Origin of the sequence: Streptomyces purpureus, from assembly GCF_014648195.1 — a bacterium.
Classification (GTDB): domain Bacteria; phylum Actinomycetota; class Actinomycetes; order Streptomycetales; family Streptomycetaceae; genus Streptomyces; species Streptomyces purpureus.
Map to the genome: position 1 here is coordinate 771,321 of NZ_BMQQ01000001.1, position 20,608 is coordinate 791,928.

Below are 20,608 nucleotides of genomic sequence, written 5' to 3' on the forward strand. Positions count from 1 at the left end.
GACGAGGGACCGGGCGCGCTCCGGGAAGCCTTGAACCACGGCCCTCACCGAACTGCGGATCCTTCCGCCACTGGCCATCGGTCGCTTCGGTTCGTCCGACGAGCCGATGGACAACTACCACGTCGTCATCGGCGAACCGACCGGATACCGTGAGTTGCAGCCCGCGCCGACCTTGCAGGTCGATCCCGTCAGCGGAGCGATCTCGCAGGAGACGCAGCCGACGGAGGTCCGGTTCAGGGACGCCACCGGGCGGATCCGTCCCGTGGCGCCCTTCCTGGAGGTGTGGGCCCGGTTCGACGACGGCGACCTGGAACCCCTCACCACCGCAGGCCTCGAAGCCGTCGGCGTGACCCCCACCGACCTGCGCTGGCGGGTCGTGGTGGCCAACCTCAAGGCGGCGCGGCGTACCGGCGACACCGAGGACGGCATCCACGCCGACACCGGGCCGTTCAGCGACCACGCCGAGCACCCGCTCACCGGTCGCGCCGCCAATTTCAAGGCAGGCAAGTCGGTCTCCCTCGGCACGGTCCGCTTCATCAGACCGACGGCAGAGTTCCCCGAGATCCGGATGCGCTTCGTGCCCGCCCGCGGCGCGGTGTTCGGAGTCCGAGCCGGGGACCCGCAAATCAGCGACGACGTGTACGACCCGGCGGCCGGGGGCTGGGACGACCACTTCGACGGCGACCCGGCCGCGCCACTGGTGACCTTCCCGGCCCAGACGTACGAGGGCACCCTCGACCAGCAGGGGCAGCGCTACATCTCCAAGGGGTACGTCGACGACGCCTGCGACGGAATCGTGAGCGTCGAGCTCCCAGTCGGCGGTCAGGTGCTCGGCGCAGCGGCCCGGATCTGCTCCGGAGTGCCCGACTTCGCGCCGGACAGTTTCCATGTCCGTACGCTGCAGGACGATCTCGTCCAGGCGCTGCTCGGACCCACCGTCGCCGGTGCGCTGGACCGGGACGAGGTGGAGGACACCCTGCGCCGCGCCCTGGAGACGGTGCGCCTGATGAACACCATGGCCATGAACGCGGACCAGGGGATCGGCGGCGTCACGACGAACGCCACCAACCAGGCGCGGCATGAGACAGCCGAGTACGAGCGCGCCTTCGAACCCGTCTTCGGCCAGGGCGAGGCCCCCTACCACCAGGCCCTGGCGATTCATGAGCAGCTCATGACGAGCTGGCAGAAGGGCGTACTGCCCATCCCGCGTGATCTGATCCGTTCCTACGACGAAGCCGGTGATTTCTCGACCATGGCACGCCAGAAGCTGCCGGCGCTCATGCGCGGCAGCGACACCCTGGAGCTGGCGCTCACCCGCCGGCAGATCGAGCTCCTGCGTCGTGCCGCCGTGGAGACGCAGGCCACGACCGAGCCCGAGCGCATGATGCTCCGCCTGGTGGAGTTCTTCCGCGCGATGGCTCCCCTCCATGAGCACATTCCCACGACGTCGGGTCCGCTGTCGGACCTCTTCGTCCATCCCCTGGAGCTGTTGGAACACCTCCGTACGGGGAACGCGCAGGGACCGCTCGCGGAAGGGGAGGCCGGGCAGCGGCTGGTGACCCCGGGCGATGCGGATGCCTCGGCGTTCGTACGCCTGCTGCGCCGCGAGGACCACCCCATGCACGGACCGTTCAGCCGCACCGTGCCCGACACCGACAAGACCGGCCTCGAGATCGTCGAGGCCTGGATCGCAGCGATGCCCCCGGACGGGGACGAGTGACTGCCTCCACCCATGCCCTCGACCCACGCCGTCATCGCAGATGCCAGGAGTACCCGTGGAACCGATCGCGCCCCGGAACCTGACCGCCCAGCTCGCCTACCGGGCGCGTGGCAACCCTCCCGGTACCACCCCGGCGTCCTCCGTCGGCAACTTCTACCCCGGCCTCGAACTGGACCTGCGCAATCTGTGGCGTCGTGTCTTCGCCGGAATCGAGCTGCACGAGGCGGTCGCCCTGGTCCTGGCCGTCGACGACGATGCGCCCCCGGAGGTGCAGGCGCTGGTCGGCGAGATCCTGCTCACCGTCGACGGGCATCCGGTCTGGATCGAGGTCACCGGCCCGCGGGAACCCGGAGGGGCCAGCGAGAGTCTGGGGAACTGGTCCCTGGAATGGTCGAACGCCCTTGCCGATATCGTGCATAAGGCGGGGCAGGAAGTCCGGTGCACCTTCACCAAGGGGGACGACGACCAGCAGGACGTCTCGCTGAGAGTCCGGCAGATCTTCGAGCCTGGGCCCGAGGGCGGGGAGGACGCCCGCACCGCGGTGCTCAGCCGCGAACTCGCCCAGCCCGGTGAGCTGACGCAGAGCCTCTGTTCCCCCTGGCAGAACGACTTCATCGGCTGCGGCTGCTACTACTGGGCCGCCAGCCGCCCCGACTACGTCAACGTGGAGTTCGACGAGGCCGACGGCAGCCGTGGCCACAACTGGCTGCAGCGCGACCGGACACCCGCCACCCCCAAGTTCTACACGCTTCGCCAGGCGGACCTCCTCCAGCACGCGGACATCATCGCCGGCTGGGAGGACAAGCTGAGCTTCGTTCTCAAGGGAAGGGACGACCATGACCGCGACGGTGACTGAGCCTCGGGTCCGCGGCTATCACCTGTTCGACGGAGGTACCGGCCCGCACATCCTCGTCTCCGAGGGGTCGCTCGTCTACGCGATCCCGCCGGAGGTCCGGGAGTTGTTCGAGGACGCGGCCGCGGCACGCGACGAGACCGCCGCGAGCGCCCTGCTCGCCCGGTTCGGCCTGGACGTGTCCGTAGGGCTTGACGAGGCCCCCGGCGAGGTACCCCTGCGCTCCATCTCCCTCGCCATCGCGCAGACCTGCAACCTGAGCTGCACCTACTGCTACGCGGAACAGGGCGACTTCGGCGGCGCCGCCAAGCTCATGTCCGAACAGGTCGCCCATGCGGCGGTCGAGCGCCTGGTGGACGACGCGGCCGCGGGCGAGCAGGTCACCATCGCGTTCCTCGGTGGCGAGCCGCTCGCCAATCGCCGTGTCCTGCGGTCCGCCACCGAGCACGCGGCCGCGCGCGCCGTCGAGCGCGGAGTCCGTGTCGGATACTCGATCACCACGAACGGCACCCTGGTCACACCCGACGACGCCGAATTCTTCGCGCGGCACGGTTTCGCCGTCACCGTCAGTCTTGACGGCGTGGGCGCCGTCCACGACCGCCTGCGCCCGGCGAGGAACGGACGTCCCACCTACGACCGGGTGCTCAGGCGCCTGGAGCCGCTGCTGAGCGAACGGCGGCGGACCATGAATCTCTCGGCCCGTGTCACGGTGACACCGCGGAACCTGTGTCTCCCCGAGACGCTGGACGAATTCATCTCCCTGGGGTTCGACAGCGTCGGGTTCTCGCCGATGCTCAGCTCGCCCACCGGCGCCGACGAGATGGCCGGCACCGACCTGACCGCCATGCTGGAACAGATGACGGCCTGTGCCGAGCGTTTCGAGGAGCGGGTCGGCAGCGGCGTGCCGTACCCGTTCCTCAACGCCGTCAACGCGTTGCGGGAGATCCACCGGGGTACCCACCGCCCGTACCCGTGTGGTGCTGGAGCGGGCTATATGGGCGCGTCCGCGGACGGTGAACTGTTCGCCTGCCACCGCTTCGTCGGAGACGACGAGCGCAAGATGGGCGACGTCCTCACCGGGGTGGATCCGGCACGGCAGCTGAAATGGCTGGACGACCGGCACGTGCATCGCCAGCAGCCGTGCTCCGGCTGCTGGGCGCGGTACCTGTGCGGCGGGGGATGCCACCACGAGGTGATCGGGCGGGGCCGCCCGGCCTGTGACTACATCCGGGGTTGGCTTCACCACTGCCTGTGCATGTACGCGCGGCTGAGGGAGAAGCGGCCCGAGTACCTCGACATGATGGCCCGCGGCCGGTGACGACGACCGTCGGGGCGGACGTCTGCGTGATCGGCGGCGGCCCCGCGGGCACAACCGCGGCCCGCCGGCTCGCCCTGCTCGGGCACTCCGTCCACCTCGTGGAACGCGCGGTGTTCCCCCGCCGCCGGCTCGGCGAATGCCTCGCACCGGGAATCGCGCAGGTCTTGGGCGCGCTGGGCCATGCCGCCCCCGCCGGTCTGCGCCCCGCGGAGCTGCTCGCGCGGTGGGCGGGCGACGAGCACCGCTCTCCGACGTTCGTCGCCGACCGCGCCGTCTTCGACGCGTTTCTCCTGGAAGAGGCACGGAGGGCCGGGGTGCGGGTGTCCCAGCCCGCCCTCGCCCGCCACCCGCGCCGGCACGAGGACGGCTGGCGCGTCGAGGTGCGGCAGTCCGGGCAACGGTTCGACCTGGATTGCCGGTTCCTCGTCGACGCCGGCGGCCGGAGAGGTCTGCTGCGCCAGCGCCGGTACCGTGGGGGCGCCCGGACCACCGCCCTCTACGGGTACTGGAGCCCCGGCGAGTGGGACGGCCCCGAGGTCCGGGTCGCGGCGGGGCACGACGAGTGGCTCTGCGCCGCGCTGCTCCCGGACGCCACGGTCAACGCGATGGTCTTCGTCGAACGCGCCCGGTGCATTGCCCTGGACACGGACGGACGGCAGCGGCTCTACCGCTCGCTGCTGTCCGCCTGGGACCTGGCGGGCTCCGGTCTGGGCACCCAGATCACCGAAACGTTCGCCTGCGACGCGACGAGCTCGATCGCCGAGCACACCGTCGGTCCCGACTGGATCAAGATCGGCGAGGCGGCGCTGACCCTGGATCCGCTGTCCGCCCAAGGCGTTCAGACCGCGATGACCACGGCCATGCAAGGCAGTGTGGCCGCTCACAGCATCCTGCGTCGGCCTGCCACCGCCGCCACGGTCGCCGCCTTCTACCACGCGCACCTGCGGCGCCTCGCCGGACATCATGACGGGCTGGGTGCCGAGCACTACCGGCGTCAGCACCGGGTGCGGGAAGGGCGGTTCTGGACCCCGCGTTCCCTCGTACCCTCCTCGCCGGACAGCGTGCTGCCGCGAACGTGACGCGGGGCGCCTGCGCCGTCTGCGGTGTGGGTGTCCCGCTGACCGGATACGTGCCGCCGCTCAGCGGCAGAGCGCGTCCATGTCCTCGTCGAACGTGGCGAATTCAGCCTGGGCCTCGGCGATGATCTCCCGGGCCGGTCGGCGCGGCGTCGTCGCGTGGCGGGCGGCGAGCTCCGCCAGGTCCGCGTTCGGGCGGGCGGTCCGCTCCGGATAGAGGGCTGCCTCCATCGGGCCGAAGCCGTCGGCCAGCACCCAAAGGAACCCGGAAAGGTCGCCGGCCACCACGCCGCGTTCGCCCTCCGAGCCCATGAACACCACCGGCTGCTCGGTGAGGGGCCGTCCGGGCCTGACGCACCAGACGGCGGCGAGGCCGCCGCTGCCGTCCTGGCCGAAGACGCGGAACGCGTCGCCGCTGAGCTCGTGGTTGCCGGTCCAGTGGCACAGCCAGTCGGTCGTCTCCTCCGCGGAGTCGAAGGCGGCGTACGGCTCGAAGTCGACGCCCTCGCCCGCCTCGCCGTACTCGAACTCCACTCGGGCCACCTCGGCCAGGGCGGGCGGAAACACGCGGTCTTCGCTCATCGTTTCGATCATGCCCGCAGGCTAGCGGCCCCCACTGACATCGCCCCGGGGCGTGAGCAGGGGGCGGAAACCGGCCGCGGCGGAAAATCGCTCTAGCTCACCTCCGATACTGGTGATCGAATCGACGCCGGAAAAAATTTCCCACAAAGGAAGTGGCAAAGTGAATTCGATGTCGTACGTCGATCTGCACCAGAGAATCTCCCGTGAGATCGACGCGGAAATGGAAGCAGCTCTCGAAGGCCTCGGCTCGTCCCCGAACGTGAGAAACGCCGTCGCCGCACTCATGCGACATCAGCAGCTGAGGCATCCTCTGTCGGTGCTGCCTCTGCTGGTCCACGCCGTCGAGACGGGCGCATTCCGGCCCGCCCTTCCCCTTTCCGCCGTGCACGTCCTGTGGTGGACCTCGGCGTGCTATCTCGACGACCTCGCCGACTCGCAGAGCGCCCTCCCCGCCGGTGATCTCGGTTTCGACGAATCGGTGCTCGCGGCCGTCATCACCGGAAACGCGCTGCCCATGCGGGTCATCCAGGCGCAGCCGCTGCCCCACGAGGTGCGCGGCGCACTGACCGCCGAGCTGATGGACGGCTGGATCGCCGGCACCGAGGGCCAGCTGGTCGACATGGGCGGAGACGTCCGAAGCGCCACCCGGGACTCGGTCATATCCATATACCGAGGCAAATCCGGCGGCCCCTTCGGGATGATCACCGCAATGGCCGCGATATGGGCCAAGACCTCCGGCGAGCGCATCGATCTCTGGCGGGAGTTCGGCTACGTCTTCGGCATTATCTGGCAGCTGTTCAACGACCAGGAAGACATTCTCTCGGGGCGTAACGAGGACCTGCAGAACGGAACGGTCACCTATCTGCTCGCCTGTGCCATCGAGGACGCTTCCCCCGAATCCCGGGACCGCATCCTGACCCTTCACGCCGCCTCGCAAAATTCCGAGCGGGCGCGGTCGGAGCTCACGCACCTGCTGCTGGCGCCGGATGCCCTGCGTCGCTACCACGACGACCTCGATGCCTTCCGGATCCAGGCCCACCGCCTTCTGGACGAGCTGGACGGCGACGAACTCCACACGCCCCTCCTGCGCGGGCTCGTGGACCAGTCGGCCCGGATGCTGCTCCAGGCCGATCTCGCCCCCGCCGAAGCGGCCTCCTAGCCCGCCCCGACGGCGCTACAGTCCCGCTCCCGGGGCCAGCTCCCCACTGCGCACGAGCAGGTGTCCGACATCGACCCCGGCGATCAGCAGGACGGCACGGAACGGCACCTGAGGCCGCATCAGGCCGGCCGGGGCGCACGCCGCCAGCGCCAGGGTGCCCGTGGCCGCCGTCACCAGCCACCCGTACGGCGCCATGGGTCCCGGCGGGCCCACGGCCAGGACGACGGACGAGGCGAGAACCAGCAGGGCGGCCAGCCGCCCGGAGCGCCGTGCGCCCAGCCGCTGCGGCAGGCCCAGCACACCGGTCGCCACATCGGCGTCGATGTCGGGCAGTACGTTGGCGACATGGGCGCCCGCGCCGAGGAGCGCGGCGGCCACCGTCAGCCACAGCGGCGGCCACGGCGCCCCCGGCAGGCTCAGGGAGACGAACGCGGGCAGCAGACCGAAGGCGACCGCGTACGGCAGCCAGGAGGCGCGCGTGCGCTTCAACCAGAGGTTGTACAACCACGCCGCTGCCACACCGCCCAGGTGGACGCAGCCCGCGAGCCACCCGCACGCCCAGGACAGCGGAAGGCACAGGGCGAGAGCGGTGGCCGCGGCCGCGGCCACCGCCCCGGGCGAGACCTCGCCCGTCACCAGCGGTTTGTCCCGGCGGGCGACGGACAGGTCGCGCGCCAGGTCGACGCGGTCGTTGCACCAGCCGACCGACAACTGCCCGGCGGCGACGGCCAGGACCACGAGCGTTCCCGAAACGGCGCCGTGCCCCATGGCCACCACGAGAGCGGCGGTGACCGCGGTGACCGCGGCTGCCGGCAGCGGATGGCAGGCCTTCAGCAGGCCGACGGCCGGTCGCGGCGTACGGGTCGGCGTGACCGTGGACGGCCGCCGTCGCCCCCCTCCGGGGGGCCCGGGCTTCCGTGGTCGTCTTTCGGCAGTTCTGCTCGGCACCCTGTCACGCTAGGCCACGGCGCGCCGGTTATGTCCGATTTCATGAGCTTGTGTCAAAACCTTTCTATGTTGGGGCAATGACACGTGTGCTGGCAGTGAGCGCGGTGTTCCCACCCCACCGCCACCCGCAGCGGGAGATCACGGAGGCCATCGCCCGCTGCCTGCCACCCGGATCCGACCGCGCCCTGCTGCGCCGCGTCCACGCGTCCGTACAGGTCGACACACGCCATCTGGCCATGCCGCTGGACCACTACGCCGCAGCCGGCGGGTTCACCCACGCCAACGGCATCTTCATCGAGACGGCCTTCGCCCTCGGCGTCCGGGCGGTCGGCCTCGCCGTCGCCGAATCGGGGCTCCGCGCCGACGACATCGACCTCGTCATGTCGACGACGGTGACGGGCGTCGCCACCCCCTCCCTCGAAGCCCGCCTGGCCGCCACCGCCGGACTCCGCCCCGACGTGCGGCGCGTCCCGCTCTTCGGCCTCGGCTGCGCCGCCGGAGCCGCCGGGGTGGCACGCCTCCACGACTACCTGGCGGGCCGTCCCGGCCACGCCGCGCTGCTGCTCTCCACCGAACTCTGCTCCCTCACCCTGCAGCGCACGGACACCTCGATGGCGAACCTGGTCGCCGGAGCCCTGTTCGGGGACGGCGCCGCCGCCTTGGTGGCGGTGGGCCGCGACCATCCCCTGCACGGCGCCCCCGGGCCCACCGTGGTGGCCACCCGCAGCAGGCTCTACCCCGGCACGGAACGGCTGCTCGGCTGGGACATCGGCGAGTGGGGTTTCCGCATGGTGATGAGCCGGGAGGTGCCCGAGCTGATCCGACTCCATGTCGCCGAAGAAATCGAGTCGTTCCTCGCCGCCCACGACCTGAAACCGTCCGACGTGGCCACCTGGATCTGCCACCCCGGCGGGCCGAAGATCCTCGACGTCCTCTCCGACGCCCTTGGCCTGCCCGAGCCGGCGTTCGCGGCGAGCCGCAGGTCGCTGGCCACGGCGGGCAACCTCTCCTCCGCCTCCGTCCTGCACATTCTGCGCGACGTGCGGGCCGCCGCACCCCAACCGCCCGGAGCGGCAGGCCTGATGATCGCCTTCGGGCCCGGCTTCTCCTCCGAACTCGTCCTCCTTCGCTGGTGACAGCAGGTGACCCACGCAATGACGCCCACCCTCACCCACGCCCTTCCCCTGACGATGGCCCTGTACTCGGCGCTCGTCCTCCTCGTCGCGTGCGAGCGGCTCGCCGAACTGAGCACCGCCCGTACCAACACCGCCTGGAGCCTCGCCCGCGGCGGGCGGGAACACGGCCGCGGTCACTACCCCGCCATGGTCGTCCTGCACACCGCGCTGCTGATCGGCTGCCTCGCCGAACCGTGGCTGGCGGACCGCCCGTTCCTGCCTCTGCTCGGCTGGCCCGCACTGGTGCTGGCCCTCGCCGCGCAGGGCCTGCGCTGGTGGTGCGTGATCAGCCTCGGACCCCGCTGGAACACGCGCGTGATCGTGGTCCCGGGCCTTCCGCTGTCCACCGCCGGCCCCTACCGCGTGCTGCGGCACCCCAACTACGTCGCGGTCGTGGTCGAAGGCATCGCCCTGCCCCTCGTCCACACCGCCTGGATCACGGCCCTCTGCTTCACCGCGCTCAACGCCCTGCTGCTGGCCGTACGCATCCGGTGCGAGGAAGCCGCCCTGGGCGCCGCCACGGGCGACACCAAGGACGGCCAGGGTGCGCCCACCGCCATGGCGACGGGCCCGGCGAGATGATCGACCTGCTGATCGCGGGCGGCGGACCCGCCGGACTCGCCACCGCCATCCACGGCGCCCTCGCCGGACTTGAGGTGGTGGTCGCCGAACCCCGCCCCACCCCCGTCGACAAGGCCTGTGGCGAAGGGCTGATGCCGGCGGCCGTACGCCGGCTGCGTGAACTGGGCGTCTCCGTGGGCGGCCAGCCGTTCCATGGCATCCGCTACCTGGACGCTGTCACGGGGGCCGGCGCCGACGCCTTCTTCCGCGCGGGCCACGGCCTTGGCACCCGTCGTACGACCCTGCACGCGGCCCTCGCCGCACGCGCCGCCGAACTGGGCGTACAGTTCCTGCCCCGCCGTATCGAAGAACTGCGGCAGACCACCACGCGCGTGGTGGCCGGCGGAATGACCGCCCGCTATCTGGTCGCGGCCGACGGACTCCACTCGCCGCTGCGGCGCTTCCTCGGCCTGCACAGTACGCCCAGGAAGGGCCGGCCGTCCCGCTACGGGCTGCGCCGCCACTACGCCGTCGCCCCGGCCGCCGAACTGGTGGAGGTGCACTGGTCGGCCGGCTCCGAGGCCTACGTCACCCCGATCGCCCCCGACAGGCTCGGCGTCGCCGTACTCACCGCCGAACAGGTTCCCTTCGACGCCCAGCTCGCCCGCTTCCCGCTGCTGAGGGAGCGGCTGTCCGGGGCGGCCTGCACGCCCGTACGCGGCGCCGGGCCACTGCGCCAGCACGCGCGCGTGCGGGTCGCCGGACGTGTGCTGTTCGTCGGGGACGCGGCGGGGTACGTGGACGCGCTGACCGGCGAGGGCCTCACCCTCGCCCTGTCCGGGGCCGGTGAACTCGTACGCTGCGTACGGGCCGGCCGCCCCGACGAGTACGAGCGGGCGTGGCGGCGGATCTCGCGCAGCTACCGGCTGCTGACCGGCTCCCTGCTCTGGGCCCGCCACCAACCCGTCCTCGCCCCGAGAATCGTCCCGCTCGCGGCGCGGCTGCCCCGGGTGTTCACCCGGGGCGTGAACCTCCTCGCCTGAACACCCACCTCAGCGAGGCGCTCGTACGTGAGCTGTCGCCCGCCGACCGTGGAGCGACGGATCTCGACCTCAGTCGGTCAGCAGTGAGTTGAAATCGGTCACATTCCGTAAAGAGCGGTCCGTCCCACCCGTTGAGGGCCTCGATTGCCATACTGCTGCCCCGGCTTGAGAACACATGTGCAGCCGACGGTCGACCGCTGACCGAACCATCCCCCCACACCACCTCTGAACTGGGGTTTCTCTTCCCGCTGGCCCTGACGAGAGAAGTGAACGATGGCCCCCGAGCGCTCCGACACCGTCGACGCGGACCGCCTCGGCGACGACGACACCGTCGCCCTCGCCCTGAAGATCCTGGTAGCCGGCGGTTTCGGCGTCGGCAAGACGACCCTGGTCGGCGCGGTCAGCGAAATCCGGCCCCTGCGTACCGAAGAACTGCTCAGTGAGGCCGGGCAGACCGTCGACGACACCGGGGGAGTCGACCGGAAGACCACCACCACCGTGGCCATGGACTTCGGCCGCATCACCATCCGCTCCGGCCTCTCCCTCTACCTCTTCGGCACCCCGGGCCAGGACCGCTTCTGGTTCCTGTGGGACGAGCTGTCCCAAGGCTCCCTGGGAGCCGTCGTCCTCGCCGACACCCGGCGCCTGGAGGGCTGCTTCCCGGCGGTCGACTACTTCGAGCACCGCCGCATCCCGTTCGTCGTCGCCGTCAACTGCTTCGCGGGCGCGCGTGCGTACGGCGCGCACGAGGTGTCGCGCGCCCTCGACCTCGACCGCGGCACGCCCGTCGTGCTGTGCGACGCCCGCGACCGGGACTCGGGCAAGGAAGTCCTCATCCGGCTCGTCGAATACGCGGGCCGGATGCACACCGCCCGCCTCCTCGACTCCGTCGGCTGACGCGGGCGCGGGGCATTCCCAGGGCCATTTCTGCCATATGTCCCTCCTGGCGCACCGACCGCAGAGGGGTGCTTGCTCTGCTCACGTCAGTACGCAAGGCTTACGGACGCAAGGCGGCACAACGGGACGACCACGGGGACCACGGGGAAGGCAACGGGGAGGACCGAACATGGCGCTGGACAAGGGACTTGACTGGCTTCTGGACGACCTGACCGAGCGGGTCGCGTCGATACGGCACGCGCTGGTGCTGTCCAACGACGGGCTGGTGACCGGGGCGAGCACAGGGCTGGCCCGCGAGGACGCGGAGCATCTGGCCGCCGTCTCCGCCGGACTGCAGAGCCTCGCCAGGGGATCGGGACGCCACTTCCGGGCGGGCAAGGCACGGCAGACGATGGTGGAGTTCGACGAAGCACTGCTCTTCGTCACCGCGGCGGGCGAGGGCAGCTGCCTGTGCGTCCTGAGCGCGGCCGAGGCGGACGTCGGTCAAGTCGCCTACGAGATGACGCTTCTCGTCAACCGCGTCGGCGAACACCTGGGCGTGGCGGCTCGCCAGCCCGACCCGAGCGGCGCCTCCAGGCGCGGCTGACCGGCCGCCGGGCAGAGTTTTCCACAGGCCGAGCGGGCCGGGCCGCGTCGGCGCTACGGTCGTCACCGAGAGTATTCGCACTCACGGGGAGGACCGTCATGACCGTGACGGAAGCCGTACGCACGCTCGCCTTCGGGCGTGCCGCACAGCAACTGGAGCTCAGGCGAGGCGAGCTGGAGCTCGCCGTGCAGCTGGGGCACGTCCGCTCCGTCCCGGGCGCGCCGGGGACGCGACCGAGAGTGACCGAGGAGGAGGTCGGCAGGCTTCGACGGTCGCCCGACTTCCCGGAGGGCTTGCGCGAAAGGGTCCGTGCGGTGGGGACGACCGAGGCGGCCGCACTGCTCCGCGTTCCACCGGACCGCTTCACCAGGCTGGCCCGCACCGGCCACATCAGCCCCGTCCGCTTCTATCTCAACCGCTACCGCGCGGTCGTCTGGCTCTACCTGGCCGGCGAGGTACGCGAATTCGGCGCCGGGCATTCGGACCTGCTGACCGGACGGCTGCCGCAGGAGCTACGGACCAAACTCGACGACGGCGTGGACCACCGGCCCCGCAACTGGCGCACCCACCGCCTCGGACTGCTCCTCCGCGGCACCGACGATCCCTGGGAGCAGGCGGCGGCCATCGCCTCACTGCTCGACCCGGTCCAGCTGGCGGAGGTCGTCGCCGACCCATACGAGCGCGCCTATCTCGACCGGCTGCGCCCCGATCCGCCGTACCGTCCGGAGTCGGCCTCCGCGCGGGAGCTGGCCGACCGGCTGATGCTGGCGGACGATCCGGACGAGATCCTGTGGCACCGGACGCAGTTGGGCCAGACCCTGGGCCGTGCCCGGGTGGTACGGGCCGCGCCCCGCCCGGAGTCCGACCGCACGGCCGCCGTCGCGGGAGTGGCCCCGGGCGGCCGGGCGCGCCCCTTGCCGCTGCCGCCGATGACGGCGCTGCCCGAGCGCGTGCCGCTGCATCTGGCGCTGCCGCGGCCGCCCGTGCCGCACCCGCCCGTGCGGCGGGTACGGCGGGTGCTGCTGGACCGGCTGCTGCGCAGGAGGGAGGCACGGGCCACGCGCTGATCCGGGGCCTCACCCCCGTCGGCGGCCGGTGTGGCGGTCACTGGCCGCGCGGGACCACCGAGGAGAGGACGGAGGGCAGGGGGTACCAGTCCGCCGACACCACGTTCGCGTGGCGGCCGGCGAGCAGCCCGACCCGCTCGCGGGCCTGGGCCTCGGTGGGACGGGTGCCGTCGATGGCGGGGGCGACGTTGTGCGCGTCCGTCATGACGACGAGGTAGTTCCGGCTCGCGTACCAGCCCGTGTCGATGGAGCCGCCCGTGTACGTGGACGCGTCGCCGTCGAAGACGACGAACCAAGGGCGGATCCCGGCGTCCGCGTACCGGGTCCGGGGGTCGCCCGCCTGCGCCCGGTGGACCGCGGGGAACGCGGCTGCCTCCCGCAGCCGTCCGGCAGCCGCCAAGTTCCGCAGGTGGGTGGCGTATTCGCGGTCGGTCCACAGGGTGTCGGCCGGGTTGTCCTCCTCGACCGTGCCCGGTATCAGTTCCACGAGGAACTTCCCGGCCAGGGCGGAGCGGGTGGGCCAGCCGCCGGCGCGGACCGCGGTGTCGAGGTCGGGGTGGCCGCCCACCACGTCCGCGGGCCGCAGCAACGCGTCACCCAGCTTGGCCGTCAGCAGGGCGTCCAGCGCGGCGGGTCCCCGGCCGTACTTCCCCTGGAAGCCGTCCTTGAGTTCGAGCTTGAGCAGTACGGGCCGGTGACCGGGGTGGGCGTTGTGCCAGGCCCGGATGTCGGCGAGACAGCCGCCGAGATCCTGGTTACGGGACTTGGTTCGCAGCTCGCCGGCGTGCGCCGCGTTCTCGCAGTTGTTGTCGTTGCCGAACGGGTTGCTGTGCGAGACCCGCCAACCCCGGCCGAACGCATTGGTCCACACGTCGAGTTCGAGCATCGCGGCGCCGGAATCCAGCGCGTCGGCGAAGTACGGGTACTTCGACTTCTCGTAGGCGTTGTGCATGCCGACCCCGGTGGTCGCCGAGTAGGCGAGCTGACCGGGGTCGGCGGACCGGGCCTGGCCCGGCAGGAACGCGACCGCGAGCACCCCCGCCGCCACGGTTGTCGCGGCCGTGCGCAACGGCTTCCTCATGGTCCCCTGCCCTCCGTCGAAGCACCTCAAGTCGGGGGGACAGTAGAGGAGTTGAGTGTCCCACGGGAAGCAGGCTGCTGGACGTACGATGACGGAACGGCTCACCTGAGCAGCTGTCAGCGCACCAGCCATTCGTCGAGGATGCCCGGCGAGGCCGCGGCCGCGAACGCCGGTGCCTCTCCGGCGTCCAGGTCGGGGATGCGGTAGCCGTGCCGGCCCGCGGCCACCGCCGCTGTCAGGGTGACCAGCCCATGGCGCCGGCCGTAGGGGGAGGTGGTGAGGGTCCAGGCGGCGATCGTGTCGCGCCGCAGGGCCAGCGTGTCGCGACTGAACGTGCCGGAGCGGGTGAGCAGATATGGCCCGCTCAGCCCGTGGCCCAGGCTGCGGTGGGCGTCCCGGGCGAGGAGCCACACGGTCACCGTCGCGACCGCCGCGTACATCCAGGCGCAGTGCAGCAGCACGGGGGTGAGCAGGACTCCGAGGGCCAGCAGGGTGACGACCGGCGGCAGCACGGCGAGGTACAGTCCCCGCCGCACGCGCTGGTGCAGCGCGGCGCGCGGGTGTGTGGTGAGCGAGGGCTGTCGGAACGGCGAGGTGTCCGACCGGCGCAGGGCGCCCGCGGCGACCCGTAGCGCCGTCGCGCGCGGCGCGGGCGGCAGCAGGGAGCCGCGCCGCTGAGCCTCCTCGGCATCGCCCAGGCCGCCGGCGACCGCCTGGACGGTGGCGCCTCCGCCCGCTCTCAGCAGCAGCGGCTCACGGAGCATCACCCCCCGCAGCCGGTCCCGCTCGATCCCCACCGACCGGGTCGTCAGCAGCCCCCGGCGCACGGTCAGAGTGCGGTCGTCGCTCCACTCCGTCCGCAGCCCCCACCAGTTCTCCACGTACAGCGCGAGCGCGCCGAGGGACCCGGCCGTCAGGACGGCGATCAGGAGCGCGGGCACAGTCACCCACAGCACGCTCTGGCCGAACTCCTCGAAGCCGGCGCGGACAGGACCGGCCTTCCACCACTCGACGCCGGCCCCGTCCAGGACGCGCAGCACCGTGCCGACGGCCACGCCGACACCACCGATCACCCAGAAGGTGAGGGGTGCGTACCGCAGCCAGCGCCAGATGGCCGCCGGCATGCTCGAACAGCCCCCGCCCCGCGCCATCCTGCGCGCATGCCTCGGCGGCATGCTGCCCCTCGACGACAAGAGCCGCATCGGCCACCGCGTCTCCGCCGCCTACTTCGCCCGCGCCGTGCACGACGAGGAGCTGCGCACAGAAGCCCGCGAGGGCATCCCCAAACTGGCCGCGTTCTTCGCCAACCTGCTACGCCAGGCACAGGACCGCGGCGAGATCGCCGCCGACCGCGACCCCGACACCGAGGCCATGCTGCTGATCAGCCTGGCCGACGGTCTCACCGCGTACACCCTCCTCGACGTGCAGACCCCCGAACGGGCCGAGGAACTGCTCGACCAGCACCTCGGCCGGCTCTTCACACCCGCCGACGACTCGCCCGAGCGGCCTTAAGGGGATGTCCGGCCCGCGCCCGGGTGCGGCCGGGGCGCCCCGCGTGCACCATGGCGGCATGCTGCTGGCCCGCCTCGCGGACGTCTCCCACCGCATCGCCGCCACCTCCGCCCGGTCCGAGAAGATCGCCGCGCTGGCCGCCCTGTTCGCCGAGGCACGCCCCGAGGAGAGCCCGCTGGCCATCTCCTACCTCGCCGGCCAACTCCCGCAGGGCCGTATCGGCGTGGGCTGGAGCACCCTGAAGGACGCCCTCCCGCCGGCGATCCCGCCCGCCGACGAGCCCACCCTCACGCTCGCCGACACCGACGCCGCGATGAGCGCCCTTGCCCAGCTCGCCGGCCCCGGCTCCCAGGCCGAGCGTAAGCGCCTCGTCCGTACGCTCATGGCGGCCGCCACCCTTCCCGAACAGGAATTCCTGCTGAGGCTGCTCAGCGGCGAGGTACGGCAGGGCGCACTCGACGCGATCGCCCTGGAGGGCGTCGCCCGCGCGGCCGGCGTACCCGCCGCGGAACTCCGCCGCGCCGTGATGCTCGAAGGCTCGCTGCCCCGCGTCGCCCAGGCCGTGCTCGACCGGGGCCCCACCGCGCTGACCGCCTTCGGCCTGCGGGTCGGCCGCCCGGTCCAGCCCATGCTCGCCCACACCGCGGCATCCGTCACCGAAGCCGTCAGCACGCTGGGGCCCTGCGTCGTCGAGGAGAAGCTCGACGGGATCCGCATCCAGGTCCACCGCTCCGGCGACGAGGTCCGCGTCCACACCCGCTCCCTGGACGACATCACCGACCGGCTGCCGGACGTCGTCGCCGTCGCCCAGGAGGTACCCGCCGACTCCTTCATCCTCGACGGAGAGGTCATCGCCCTCGACCCGGCGGGACGGCCCGCGGCCTTCCAGGACATCGCCTCCCGCGTCGGATCCCGCCTCGACGTCTCCACCGCGCGCGCCGCACTACCCCTTTTCCCGGTCTTCTTCGACGTCCTCGCCGCCGACGGGGAGGTCCTCATCGACCATCCCGGCCGGGAACGCCACCTAGTCCTCGCCCGCCTCCTGCCCGACGATCTGCGAGTCCGCCGCCTCGTCGTCGAGGACCCCGCCTCGGCTCCGCAGGTCGAGGCGGCCGAGGCCTTCCTCGCCGACACGCTCCACCGCGGTCACGAAGGCGTCCTGGTCAAAGCGCTCGACGCGCCCTACACCGCGGGCCGCCGCGGCCGTTCCTGGCTCAAGGTCAAACCGGTCCACACCCTCGACCTCGTCGTGCTGGCCGTCGAATACGGCCACGGCCGCCGCACCGGTCTGCTCTCCAACCTCCACCTCGGCGCCCGCGCGGCCGACGGCGGCTTCGTCATGCTCGGCAAGACGTTCAAGGGCCTCACCGACGAGATGCTCCGCTGGCAGACCCAGCGGCTGCGCGAACTGGCCGTCGACGACGACGGGTTCACCGTGCGCGTGCGCCCCGAACTCGTCGTGGAGATCGCCTACGACGGACTGCAGCGCTCCACCCGCTACCCGGCCGGTGTGACCCTGCGTTTCGCCCGGGTCCTGCGCCACCGCCCCGACAAGACCGCTGCCGAGGCGGACACCGTCGAGGACGTGCTGAGAACTCAGCCGCCGCTGGTGTAGCGGTGCCGCGCCCACAGCGGCAGCACGTACCAGCACAGCAGGTACCAGGCGATCAGCCCCGCCACCAGCCAGGGGATGAACCCGCCGTCACTGGCCACCCGCAGGATCAGCAGCAGCGCCGACGTCAGCGTCGCGAGGAGAAGCAGCAGACCGACAGAGGTGAGCCGCGAGGCCCACTCCACGGTCTGCGGCTTGATGCGCCGCCCCGCCACGATCCGGTGGAAGGAGACCGGCCCGATCAGCGCACCCGTCGCCGCGGCACCCAGTGCCACGGTCACGATGTAGTTGGTCCGTTCGGACGGCGCCAGCTCCGGGAAGCGCGCGGTGAAGACCACGGTGAGCAGGAAGCCGAACAGGATCTGCACACCCGTCTGGGCGACCCGGATCTCCTGCATCAGCTCGACCCAGCGCCGGTCGGCCCGCTCCTCAGGCGTCTCGTTCCGTCCCTTGCCCGCGACGCGCCCATGTCTGTCCCGCCGGTCCCGCTCACTTTCCTGCGAGCCCTGACGTATCTGCTCGGACATGCGACCTCCCGAATCCGACCCCACATCAGGCGGATAACCACATCGGCGCCTCCCAATCCCGCCAGTACGGCACCCGGACGAAACCCACGGGTGTCGCACCACGGGAGCGTGACCGCCGATCGCCGTCCCCTCATGCTCGTACGGTCGCCCCACTTCCGCCGCTCGGCAGGAGGGACACCCCTACGTGCGCACGATCGCCCGACTCGCCGTACTCACTTTGGTGGTGGGCGTCCCGCTGACCGGTTGTGCGGTGCCCCAGGACCGCCTGGAGGCAGTGAGGAAGGCGACGGAACGGTTCGCCACCCTCCACACCGCGGGCGACTTCCGCGCTGCCTGTGCTCTGCTCACCTCCGCCGCCAGGGAGGAAGCGGTCCACAACGGTGGCCCGACCTGCGCCCAGGCGCTGGCCGACGCGGAGCTGCCCGAGCCGGGCGCGATCCGTTCCACCGACGTGTACGGCCGCCAGGCCCGGGTCGAACTCGCCACCGACACCTACTTCCTCACCTCCTTCCCGGGTGGCTGGCGGATCAGCGCGGCGGGCTGCACACCCCGCGAGGGCAGGCCCTACCGCTGTCTCCTGAAAGGAGACTGATGACCGATGCGCGTCATGTTCGTGATCTACCTGGTCGGCCTCGTCTGCGGGCTCGTCTACTTCTCCGTCGTAGGAGCGCTCCACGGATGAGCCGCCTGTCACGCTTCCTCAAGGACAACGGCATCTCGGTGGTGTTCGGCGTGGGATTCCTGCTCAGCCTCATCGGCCAGGCCTTCGCGGGCCGCGCGGAGTTCAACGAGGAGCTCCAGTCGGACGGGGCACGCCCGGTCGGCTTCTTCGAGTACGTCGCGACCTCCCACTTCGCCGTCGACATCACCGAGAACTGGCAGTCCGAGTACCTCCAGTTCTTCCTCTTCCTCTTCGGCACCGTCTGGCTCCTGCAGCGGGGTTCGCCGGAGTCGAAGGAGATGCACAAGGCCGGCCTCGAATCCGACAAGGACCAGCGCGTGGGGCCCCACGCGCGCGAGGACTCCCCGCGCTGGGCCGCCGTCGGCGGCCTGCGCCAGACCCTGTACTCGCGATCCCTGGGCATCGTGATGCTCACCGCGTTCCTCGGCTCCTGGCTCGCCCAGTCCATCTCCGGCGCGGCCGCCCTGAGCGAGGAGCGCCTGCGCGGGCTCCAGGAGCCCGTCCCCTGGGCGAGCTACCTCCTTTCGGCCGACTTCTGGAGCCGCACCCTCCAGAACTGGCAGTCCGAGCTGCTGGCCGTCGGCTCGATGGCGATCTTCGCCGTGTATCTGCGCCAGCGCGGATCGCCGGAGTCCAAACCGGTCGGCGCCTCCCATGACGCCACCGGGATCGAGGGGTGATCCGTTCCGCCCGGCGGAACCAGCGGGTCACCACACTGCACAAGGCGCGGCGAAAAGGGATGCTGTAAGAACCAAGCAAGAACCGAGGGAGCTGGGGACGCCGTCCGTGCCGTCCCTCCGGGTCACGAGGAGATGAACGACGTGGAGGACAGGAACATCGACACCGACGTCACGGTGCAGCTGAGCGGCTGTGTCCAGGAAGACGCGAAGGCCGTGTTCGACGTACTGGACCGGGTCTTCGTGTGCGAGGACATGTCCGTCTCCAAGGAGCCGAACGCCCGGGGCCCGGAGACCACGGTCTGGCTCGCCACGTTCGACACGGCTCGCCCGGCAAGCGGGGAGCCGCTGCCGCCCGCGCATCTGACCGCCGAGGTCGGCGCGCTGCTCACCGGCGGCTACCACGCCGTGGACGAGATCGAGAAGGCCCTCGCCGGCAGCTTCGACGTACGGTCGCTGCAGTCGGTCTCGGGCGACCAGGAGACAGAGGCGCGGATGCTGCTCGCCTCCCGCTGACGACGCGGGCGTAAGGACCGATCAGGATCCTCCCGACCCCCGCCGGTACTCACCGGCAGGGGTCGTCGTGTGCCCGCTGCCGCCACCCCTGCTGACCTCCCGCTAGAGGCGCCCCACGCGCCTCCACCCCCCTATACATGCCATGTATACACGCGGTGTAGAGTGCACGGCGTGCCACTCGATCACGCCCGCTCGGGCCCGGTCGGGTGTGCCCACGTCGAACACCGTGAAAGTGAGTTGTGCATGATCAGGAAGAAGAGGGTTGCCCGCCGGAGGACCGGAGTCGCTCTGCTGGCGATGGCCTCCCTGGTCCTCGCGCTCGGCGGCTGCGGCGTCGATCCGGTCTCCCCCGTGGACGTCAGGGGCGAGGTCGGCGCGGACGCCAAGGCCCCCTCGGGGGCCGTCGACTGCCGCGAGGCCAAGTGCATCGCCCTGACCTTCGACGCCGGCCCGGGCAAGGACACGCCCCGCCTGCTCGACACCCTCAAGAAGGAGAAGGTCCCGGCCACCTTCTTCCTGCTGGGCAAGAAGCACGTCGACCGGTACCCCGAAGTCGTACGCCGAATAGCCGCCGAAGGGCACGAGGTCGCCAACCACACCTGGACGCACCAGATCCTCACCGACCTGGAGCCCGAAGAAGTGCGCACGGAGCTCTCCCGCACCCAGGACGCCATCGAGAAGCTGACCGGCCGCAAGCCGACCTTGATGCGACCCCCGCAGGGCAGGACCGACGGCACGGTCTCCGACGTCAGCCGTGAACTCGGCCTCGCGCAGGTGCTCTGGAGCGTCACCGCCAAGGACTACTCCACGACCGACTCCAAGCTCATACAGCAGCGCGTCCTCGACGGGGCGGAGAAGGACGGGATCATCCTGCTGCACGACATCTACGACGGCACCGTGCCCGCCGTGCCCGGCATCATCGCCGAGCTGAAGAAGCGGGGCTTCACCTTCGTGACCGTGCCCCAGCTGCTCGCACCGGGCAAGGCGGAACCCGGCGAGGTCTACCGGCCGTAGCC

Annotated in this window: 22 protein-coding genes; 17 read left to right on the forward strand and 5 right to left on the reverse strand. The window is 71.4% G+C overall.

Going from position 1 to position 20,608, the window contains the following annotated elements; all coding sequences use genetic code 11:
- Window positions 1-106: 106 nt before the first annotated feature.
- The 4 genes from IEZ01_RS03475 to IEZ01_RS03490 are packed head-to-tail and all read left to right on the forward strand — an operon-like array spanning window position 107 to window position 4,970.
- Complete coding sequence (locus IEZ01_RS03475; RefSeq protein WP_189199738.1) at window positions 107-1,720, forward strand: hypothetical protein; 1,614 nt, start codon at window positions 107-109, stop codon at window positions 1,718-1,720.
- A 55-nt stretch (window positions 1,721-1,775) separates the two neighbouring features.
- A complete protein-coding gene (locus IEZ01_RS03480; protein WP_189199740.1) occupies window positions 1,776-2,576 on the forward strand; it encodes a hypothetical protein in 801 nt (266 codons plus the stop codon).
- Window positions 2,569-3,891: a radical SAM/SPASM domain-containing protein gene (locus tag IEZ01_RS03485; RefSeq protein ID WP_229832636.1), complete on the forward strand. Its 1,323-nt coding sequence runs from the start codon at window positions 2,569-2,571 to the stop codon at window positions 3,889-3,891. Before IEZ01_RS03480 ends, IEZ01_RS03485 begins: the two co-directional genes overlap by 8 nt.
- Window positions 3,888-4,970 (forward strand): NAD(P)/FAD-dependent oxidoreductase, encoded by a 1,083-nt coding sequence (locus IEZ01_RS03490; protein WP_189199744.1) that lies wholly within the window; start codon window positions 3,888-3,890, stop codon window positions 4,968-4,970. Before IEZ01_RS03485 ends, IEZ01_RS03490 begins: the two co-directional genes overlap by 4 nt.
- Before the next feature lie 60 nt (window positions 4,971-5,030).
- On the opposite strand, the gene IEZ01_RS03495 is transcribed toward IEZ01_RS03490, so the two are convergent.
- Window positions 5,031-5,561: an SMI1/KNR4 family protein gene (locus IEZ01_RS03495; protein ID WP_189199746.1), complete on the reverse strand. Its 531-nt coding sequence runs from the start codon at window positions 5,559-5,561 to the stop codon at window positions 5,031-5,033.
- 100 nt (window positions 5,562-5,661) lie between these two features.
- On the opposite strand from IEZ01_RS03495, the gene IEZ01_RS03500 reads away from it, so the two are divergent.
- Entirely contained in the window at window positions 5,662-6,708 is a 1,047-nt protein-coding gene (locus tag IEZ01_RS03500; protein WP_229832637.1) for a polyprenyl synthetase family protein, read from the forward strand.
- Window positions 6,709-6,723: 15 nt separating this feature from the next.
- Here the strand turns inward: IEZ01_RS03500 and IEZ01_RS03505 are convergent, their stop codons facing one another.
- Window positions 6,724-7,545: a UbiA family prenyltransferase gene (locus tag IEZ01_RS03505; protein WP_267907249.1), complete on the reverse strand. Its 822-nt coding sequence runs from the start codon at window positions 7,543-7,545 to the stop codon at window positions 6,724-6,726.
- 188 nt (window positions 7,546-7,733) lie between these two features.
- On the opposite strand from IEZ01_RS03505, the gene IEZ01_RS03510 reads away from it, so the two are divergent.
- The 6 genes from IEZ01_RS03510 (at window position 7,734) to IEZ01_RS03535 (ending at window position 12,985) form a co-directional block, all read left to right on the forward strand.
- Window positions 7,734-8,792, forward strand: coding sequence for a type III polyketide synthase (locus tag IEZ01_RS03510; RefSeq protein ID WP_189199748.1), 1,059 nt, complete (start codon window positions 7,734-7,736; stop codon window positions 8,790-8,792).
- A 54-nt stretch (window positions 8,793-8,846) separates the two neighbouring features.
- On the forward strand, window positions 8,847-9,413 hold the full coding sequence (locus tag IEZ01_RS03515; RefSeq protein WP_052185851.1) for an isoprenylcysteine carboxyl methyltransferase family protein: 567 nt from the start codon (window positions 8,847-8,849) through the stop codon (window positions 9,411-9,413).
- On the forward strand, window positions 9,410-10,435 hold the full coding sequence (locus IEZ01_RS03520; protein WP_189199750.1) for an NAD(P)/FAD-dependent oxidoreductase: 1,026 nt from the start codon (window positions 9,410-9,412) through the stop codon (window positions 10,433-10,435). Before IEZ01_RS03515 ends, IEZ01_RS03520 begins: the two co-directional genes overlap by 4 nt.
- A 273-nt stretch (window positions 10,436-10,708) precedes the next feature.
- Window positions 10,709-11,332: a GTP-binding protein gene (locus IEZ01_RS03525; RefSeq protein ID WP_019891427.1), complete on the forward strand. Its 624-nt coding sequence runs from the start codon at window positions 10,709-10,711 to the stop codon at window positions 11,330-11,332.
- Between the two features lie 169 nt (window positions 11,333-11,501).
- Complete coding sequence (locus tag IEZ01_RS03530; RefSeq protein WP_019891428.1) at window positions 11,502-11,918, forward strand: roadblock/LC7 domain-containing protein; 417 nt, start codon at window positions 11,502-11,504, stop codon at window positions 11,916-11,918.
- A gap of 98 nt (window positions 11,919-12,016) precedes the next feature.
- A complete protein-coding gene (locus tag IEZ01_RS03535) occupies window positions 12,017-12,985 on the forward strand; it encodes a DUF6397 family protein (RefSeq protein ID WP_189199752.1) in 969 nt (322 codons plus the stop codon).
- A gap of 37 nt (window positions 12,986-13,022) precedes the next feature.
- Here the strand turns inward: IEZ01_RS03535 and IEZ01_RS03540 are convergent, their stop codons facing one another.
- Window positions 13,023-14,066 carry a phosphatidylinositol-specific phospholipase C domain-containing protein gene (locus IEZ01_RS03540; RefSeq protein WP_189199754.1) on the reverse strand — a complete coding sequence of 348 codons (1,044 nt, stop codon included), beginning with the start codon at window positions 14,064-14,066 and terminating at the stop codon, window positions 13,023-13,025.
- A 116-nt stretch (window positions 14,067-14,182) separates the two neighbouring features.
- Window positions 14,183-15,190: a PH domain-containing protein gene (locus tag IEZ01_RS03545; protein ID WP_229832641.1), complete on the reverse strand. Its 1,008-nt coding sequence runs from the start codon at window positions 15,188-15,190 to the stop codon at window positions 14,183-14,185.
- Here IEZ01_RS03545 and IEZ01_RS03550 point away from each other — a divergent pair.
- Together IEZ01_RS03550 and IEZ01_RS03555 are read left to right on the forward strand one after the other, a co-directional pair.
- Window positions 15,177-15,578: a TetR family transcriptional regulator C-terminal domain-containing protein gene (locus tag IEZ01_RS03550; protein ID WP_189199758.1), complete on the forward strand. Its 402-nt coding sequence runs from the start codon at window positions 15,177-15,179 to the stop codon at window positions 15,576-15,578. The genes IEZ01_RS03545 and IEZ01_RS03550 overlap by 14 nt on opposite strands.
- A 58-nt stretch (window positions 15,579-15,636) precedes the next feature.
- The gene (locus IEZ01_RS03555; RefSeq protein WP_189199760.1) at window positions 15,637-17,193 is read left to right on the forward strand and encodes an ATP-dependent DNA ligase; all 1,557 of its coding nucleotides are present in this window, start codon (window positions 15,637-15,639) and stop codon (window positions 17,191-17,193) included.
- Here the strand turns inward: IEZ01_RS03555 and IEZ01_RS03560 are convergent.
- Entirely contained in the window at window positions 17,175-17,717 is a 543-nt protein-coding gene (locus IEZ01_RS03560; RefSeq protein WP_019891436.1) for a DUF6328 family protein, read from the reverse strand. The genes IEZ01_RS03555 and IEZ01_RS03560 overlap by 19 nt on opposite strands.
- A 184-nt stretch (window positions 17,718-17,901) precedes the next feature.
- Here IEZ01_RS03560 and IEZ01_RS03565 point away from each other — a divergent pair, with 184 nt between their 5' ends.
- The 4 genes from IEZ01_RS03565 (at window position 17,902) to IEZ01_RS03580 (ending at window position 20,606) form a co-directional block, all read left to right on the forward strand.
- Window positions 17,902-18,309: a hypothetical protein gene (locus IEZ01_RS03565; protein WP_189199762.1), complete on the forward strand. Its 408-nt coding sequence runs from the start codon at window positions 17,902-17,904 to the stop codon at window positions 18,307-18,309.
- 86 nt (window positions 18,310-18,395) lie between these two features.
- Window positions 18,396-19,079 (forward strand): DUF6766 family protein, encoded by a 684-nt coding sequence (locus tag IEZ01_RS03570; protein WP_019891438.1) that lies wholly within the window; start codon window positions 18,396-18,398, stop codon window positions 19,077-19,079.
- 132 nt (window positions 19,080-19,211) lie between these two features.
- Window positions 19,212-19,592 carry a hypothetical protein gene (locus IEZ01_RS03575; RefSeq protein ID WP_019891439.1) on the forward strand — a complete coding sequence of 127 codons (381 nt, stop codon included), beginning with the start codon at window positions 19,212-19,214 and terminating at the stop codon, window positions 19,590-19,592.
- A gap of 297 nt (window positions 19,593-19,889) precedes the next feature.
- The gene (locus tag IEZ01_RS03580) at window positions 19,890-20,606 is read left to right on the forward strand and encodes a polysaccharide deacetylase family protein (protein WP_189199858.1); all 717 of its coding nucleotides are present in this window, start codon (window positions 19,890-19,892) and stop codon (window positions 20,604-20,606) included.
- The last annotated feature ends 2 nt before the right edge of the window (window positions 20,607-20,608 follow it).

What these genes read in the sequence shown, in the direction of transcription:
- IEZ01_RS03540 (WP_189199754.1), bottom strand. Translation starts at nt 14,066, where the DNA reads ATGAGGAAGCCGTTGCGCACGGCCGCGACAACCGTGGCGGCGGGGGTG.
- IEZ01_RS03550 (WP_189199758.1), top strand. Translation starts at nt 15,177, where the DNA reads ATGGCCGCCGGCATGCTCGAACAGCCCCCGCCCCGCGCCATCCTGCGC.
- IEZ01_RS03555 (WP_189199760.1), top strand. Translation starts at nt 15,637, where the DNA reads ATGCTGCTGGCCCGCCTCGCGGACGTCTCCCACCGCATCGCCGCCACC.
- IEZ01_RS03515 (WP_052185851.1), top strand. Translation starts at nt 8,847, where the DNA reads ATGGCCCTGTACTCGGCGCTCGTCCTCCTCGTCGCGTGCGAGCGGCTC.
- IEZ01_RS03530 (WP_019891428.1), top strand. Translation starts at nt 11,502, where the DNA reads ATGGCGCTGGACAAGGGACTTGACTGGCTTCTGGACGACCTGACCGAG.
- IEZ01_RS03560 (WP_019891436.1), bottom strand. Translation starts at nt 17,717, where the DNA reads ATGTCCGAGCAGATACGTCAGGGCTCGCAGGAAAGTGAGCGGGACCGG.
- IEZ01_RS03475 (WP_189199738.1), top strand. Translation starts at nt 107, where the DNA reads ATGGACAACTACCACGTCGTCATCGGCGAACCGACCGGATACCGTGAG.
- IEZ01_RS03580 (WP_189199858.1), top strand. Translation starts at nt 19,890, where the DNA reads ATGGCCTCCCTGGTCCTCGCGCTCGGCGGCTGCGGCGTCGATCCGGTC.
- IEZ01_RS03510 (WP_189199748.1), top strand. Translation starts at nt 7,734, where the DNA reads ATGACACGTGTGCTGGCAGTGAGCGCGGTGTTCCCACCCCACCGCCAC.
- IEZ01_RS03525 (WP_019891427.1), top strand. Translation starts at nt 10,709, where the DNA reads ATGGCCCCCGAGCGCTCCGACACCGTCGACGCGGACCGCCTCGGCGAC.
- IEZ01_RS03575 (WP_019891439.1), top strand. Translation starts at nt 19,212, where the DNA reads ATGAACGACGTGGAGGACAGGAACATCGACACCGACGTCACGGTGCAG.
- IEZ01_RS03495 (WP_189199746.1), bottom strand. Translation starts at nt 5,561, where the DNA reads ATGATCGAAACGATGAGCGAAGACCGCGTGTTTCCGCCCGCCCTGGCC.
- IEZ01_RS03535 (WP_189199752.1), top strand. Translation starts at nt 12,017, where the DNA reads ATGACCGTGACGGAAGCCGTACGCACGCTCGCCTTCGGGCGTGCCGCA.
- IEZ01_RS03570 (WP_019891438.1), top strand. Translation starts at nt 18,396, where the DNA reads ATGAGCCGCCTGTCACGCTTCCTCAAGGACAACGGCATCTCGGTGGTG.
- IEZ01_RS03520 (WP_189199750.1), top strand. Translation starts at nt 9,410, where the DNA reads ATGATCGACCTGCTGATCGCGGGCGGCGGACCCGCCGGACTCGCCACC.
- IEZ01_RS03545 (WP_229832641.1), bottom strand. Translation starts at nt 15,190, where the DNA reads ATGCCGGCGGCCATCTGGCGCTGGCTGCGGTACGCACCCCTCACCTTC.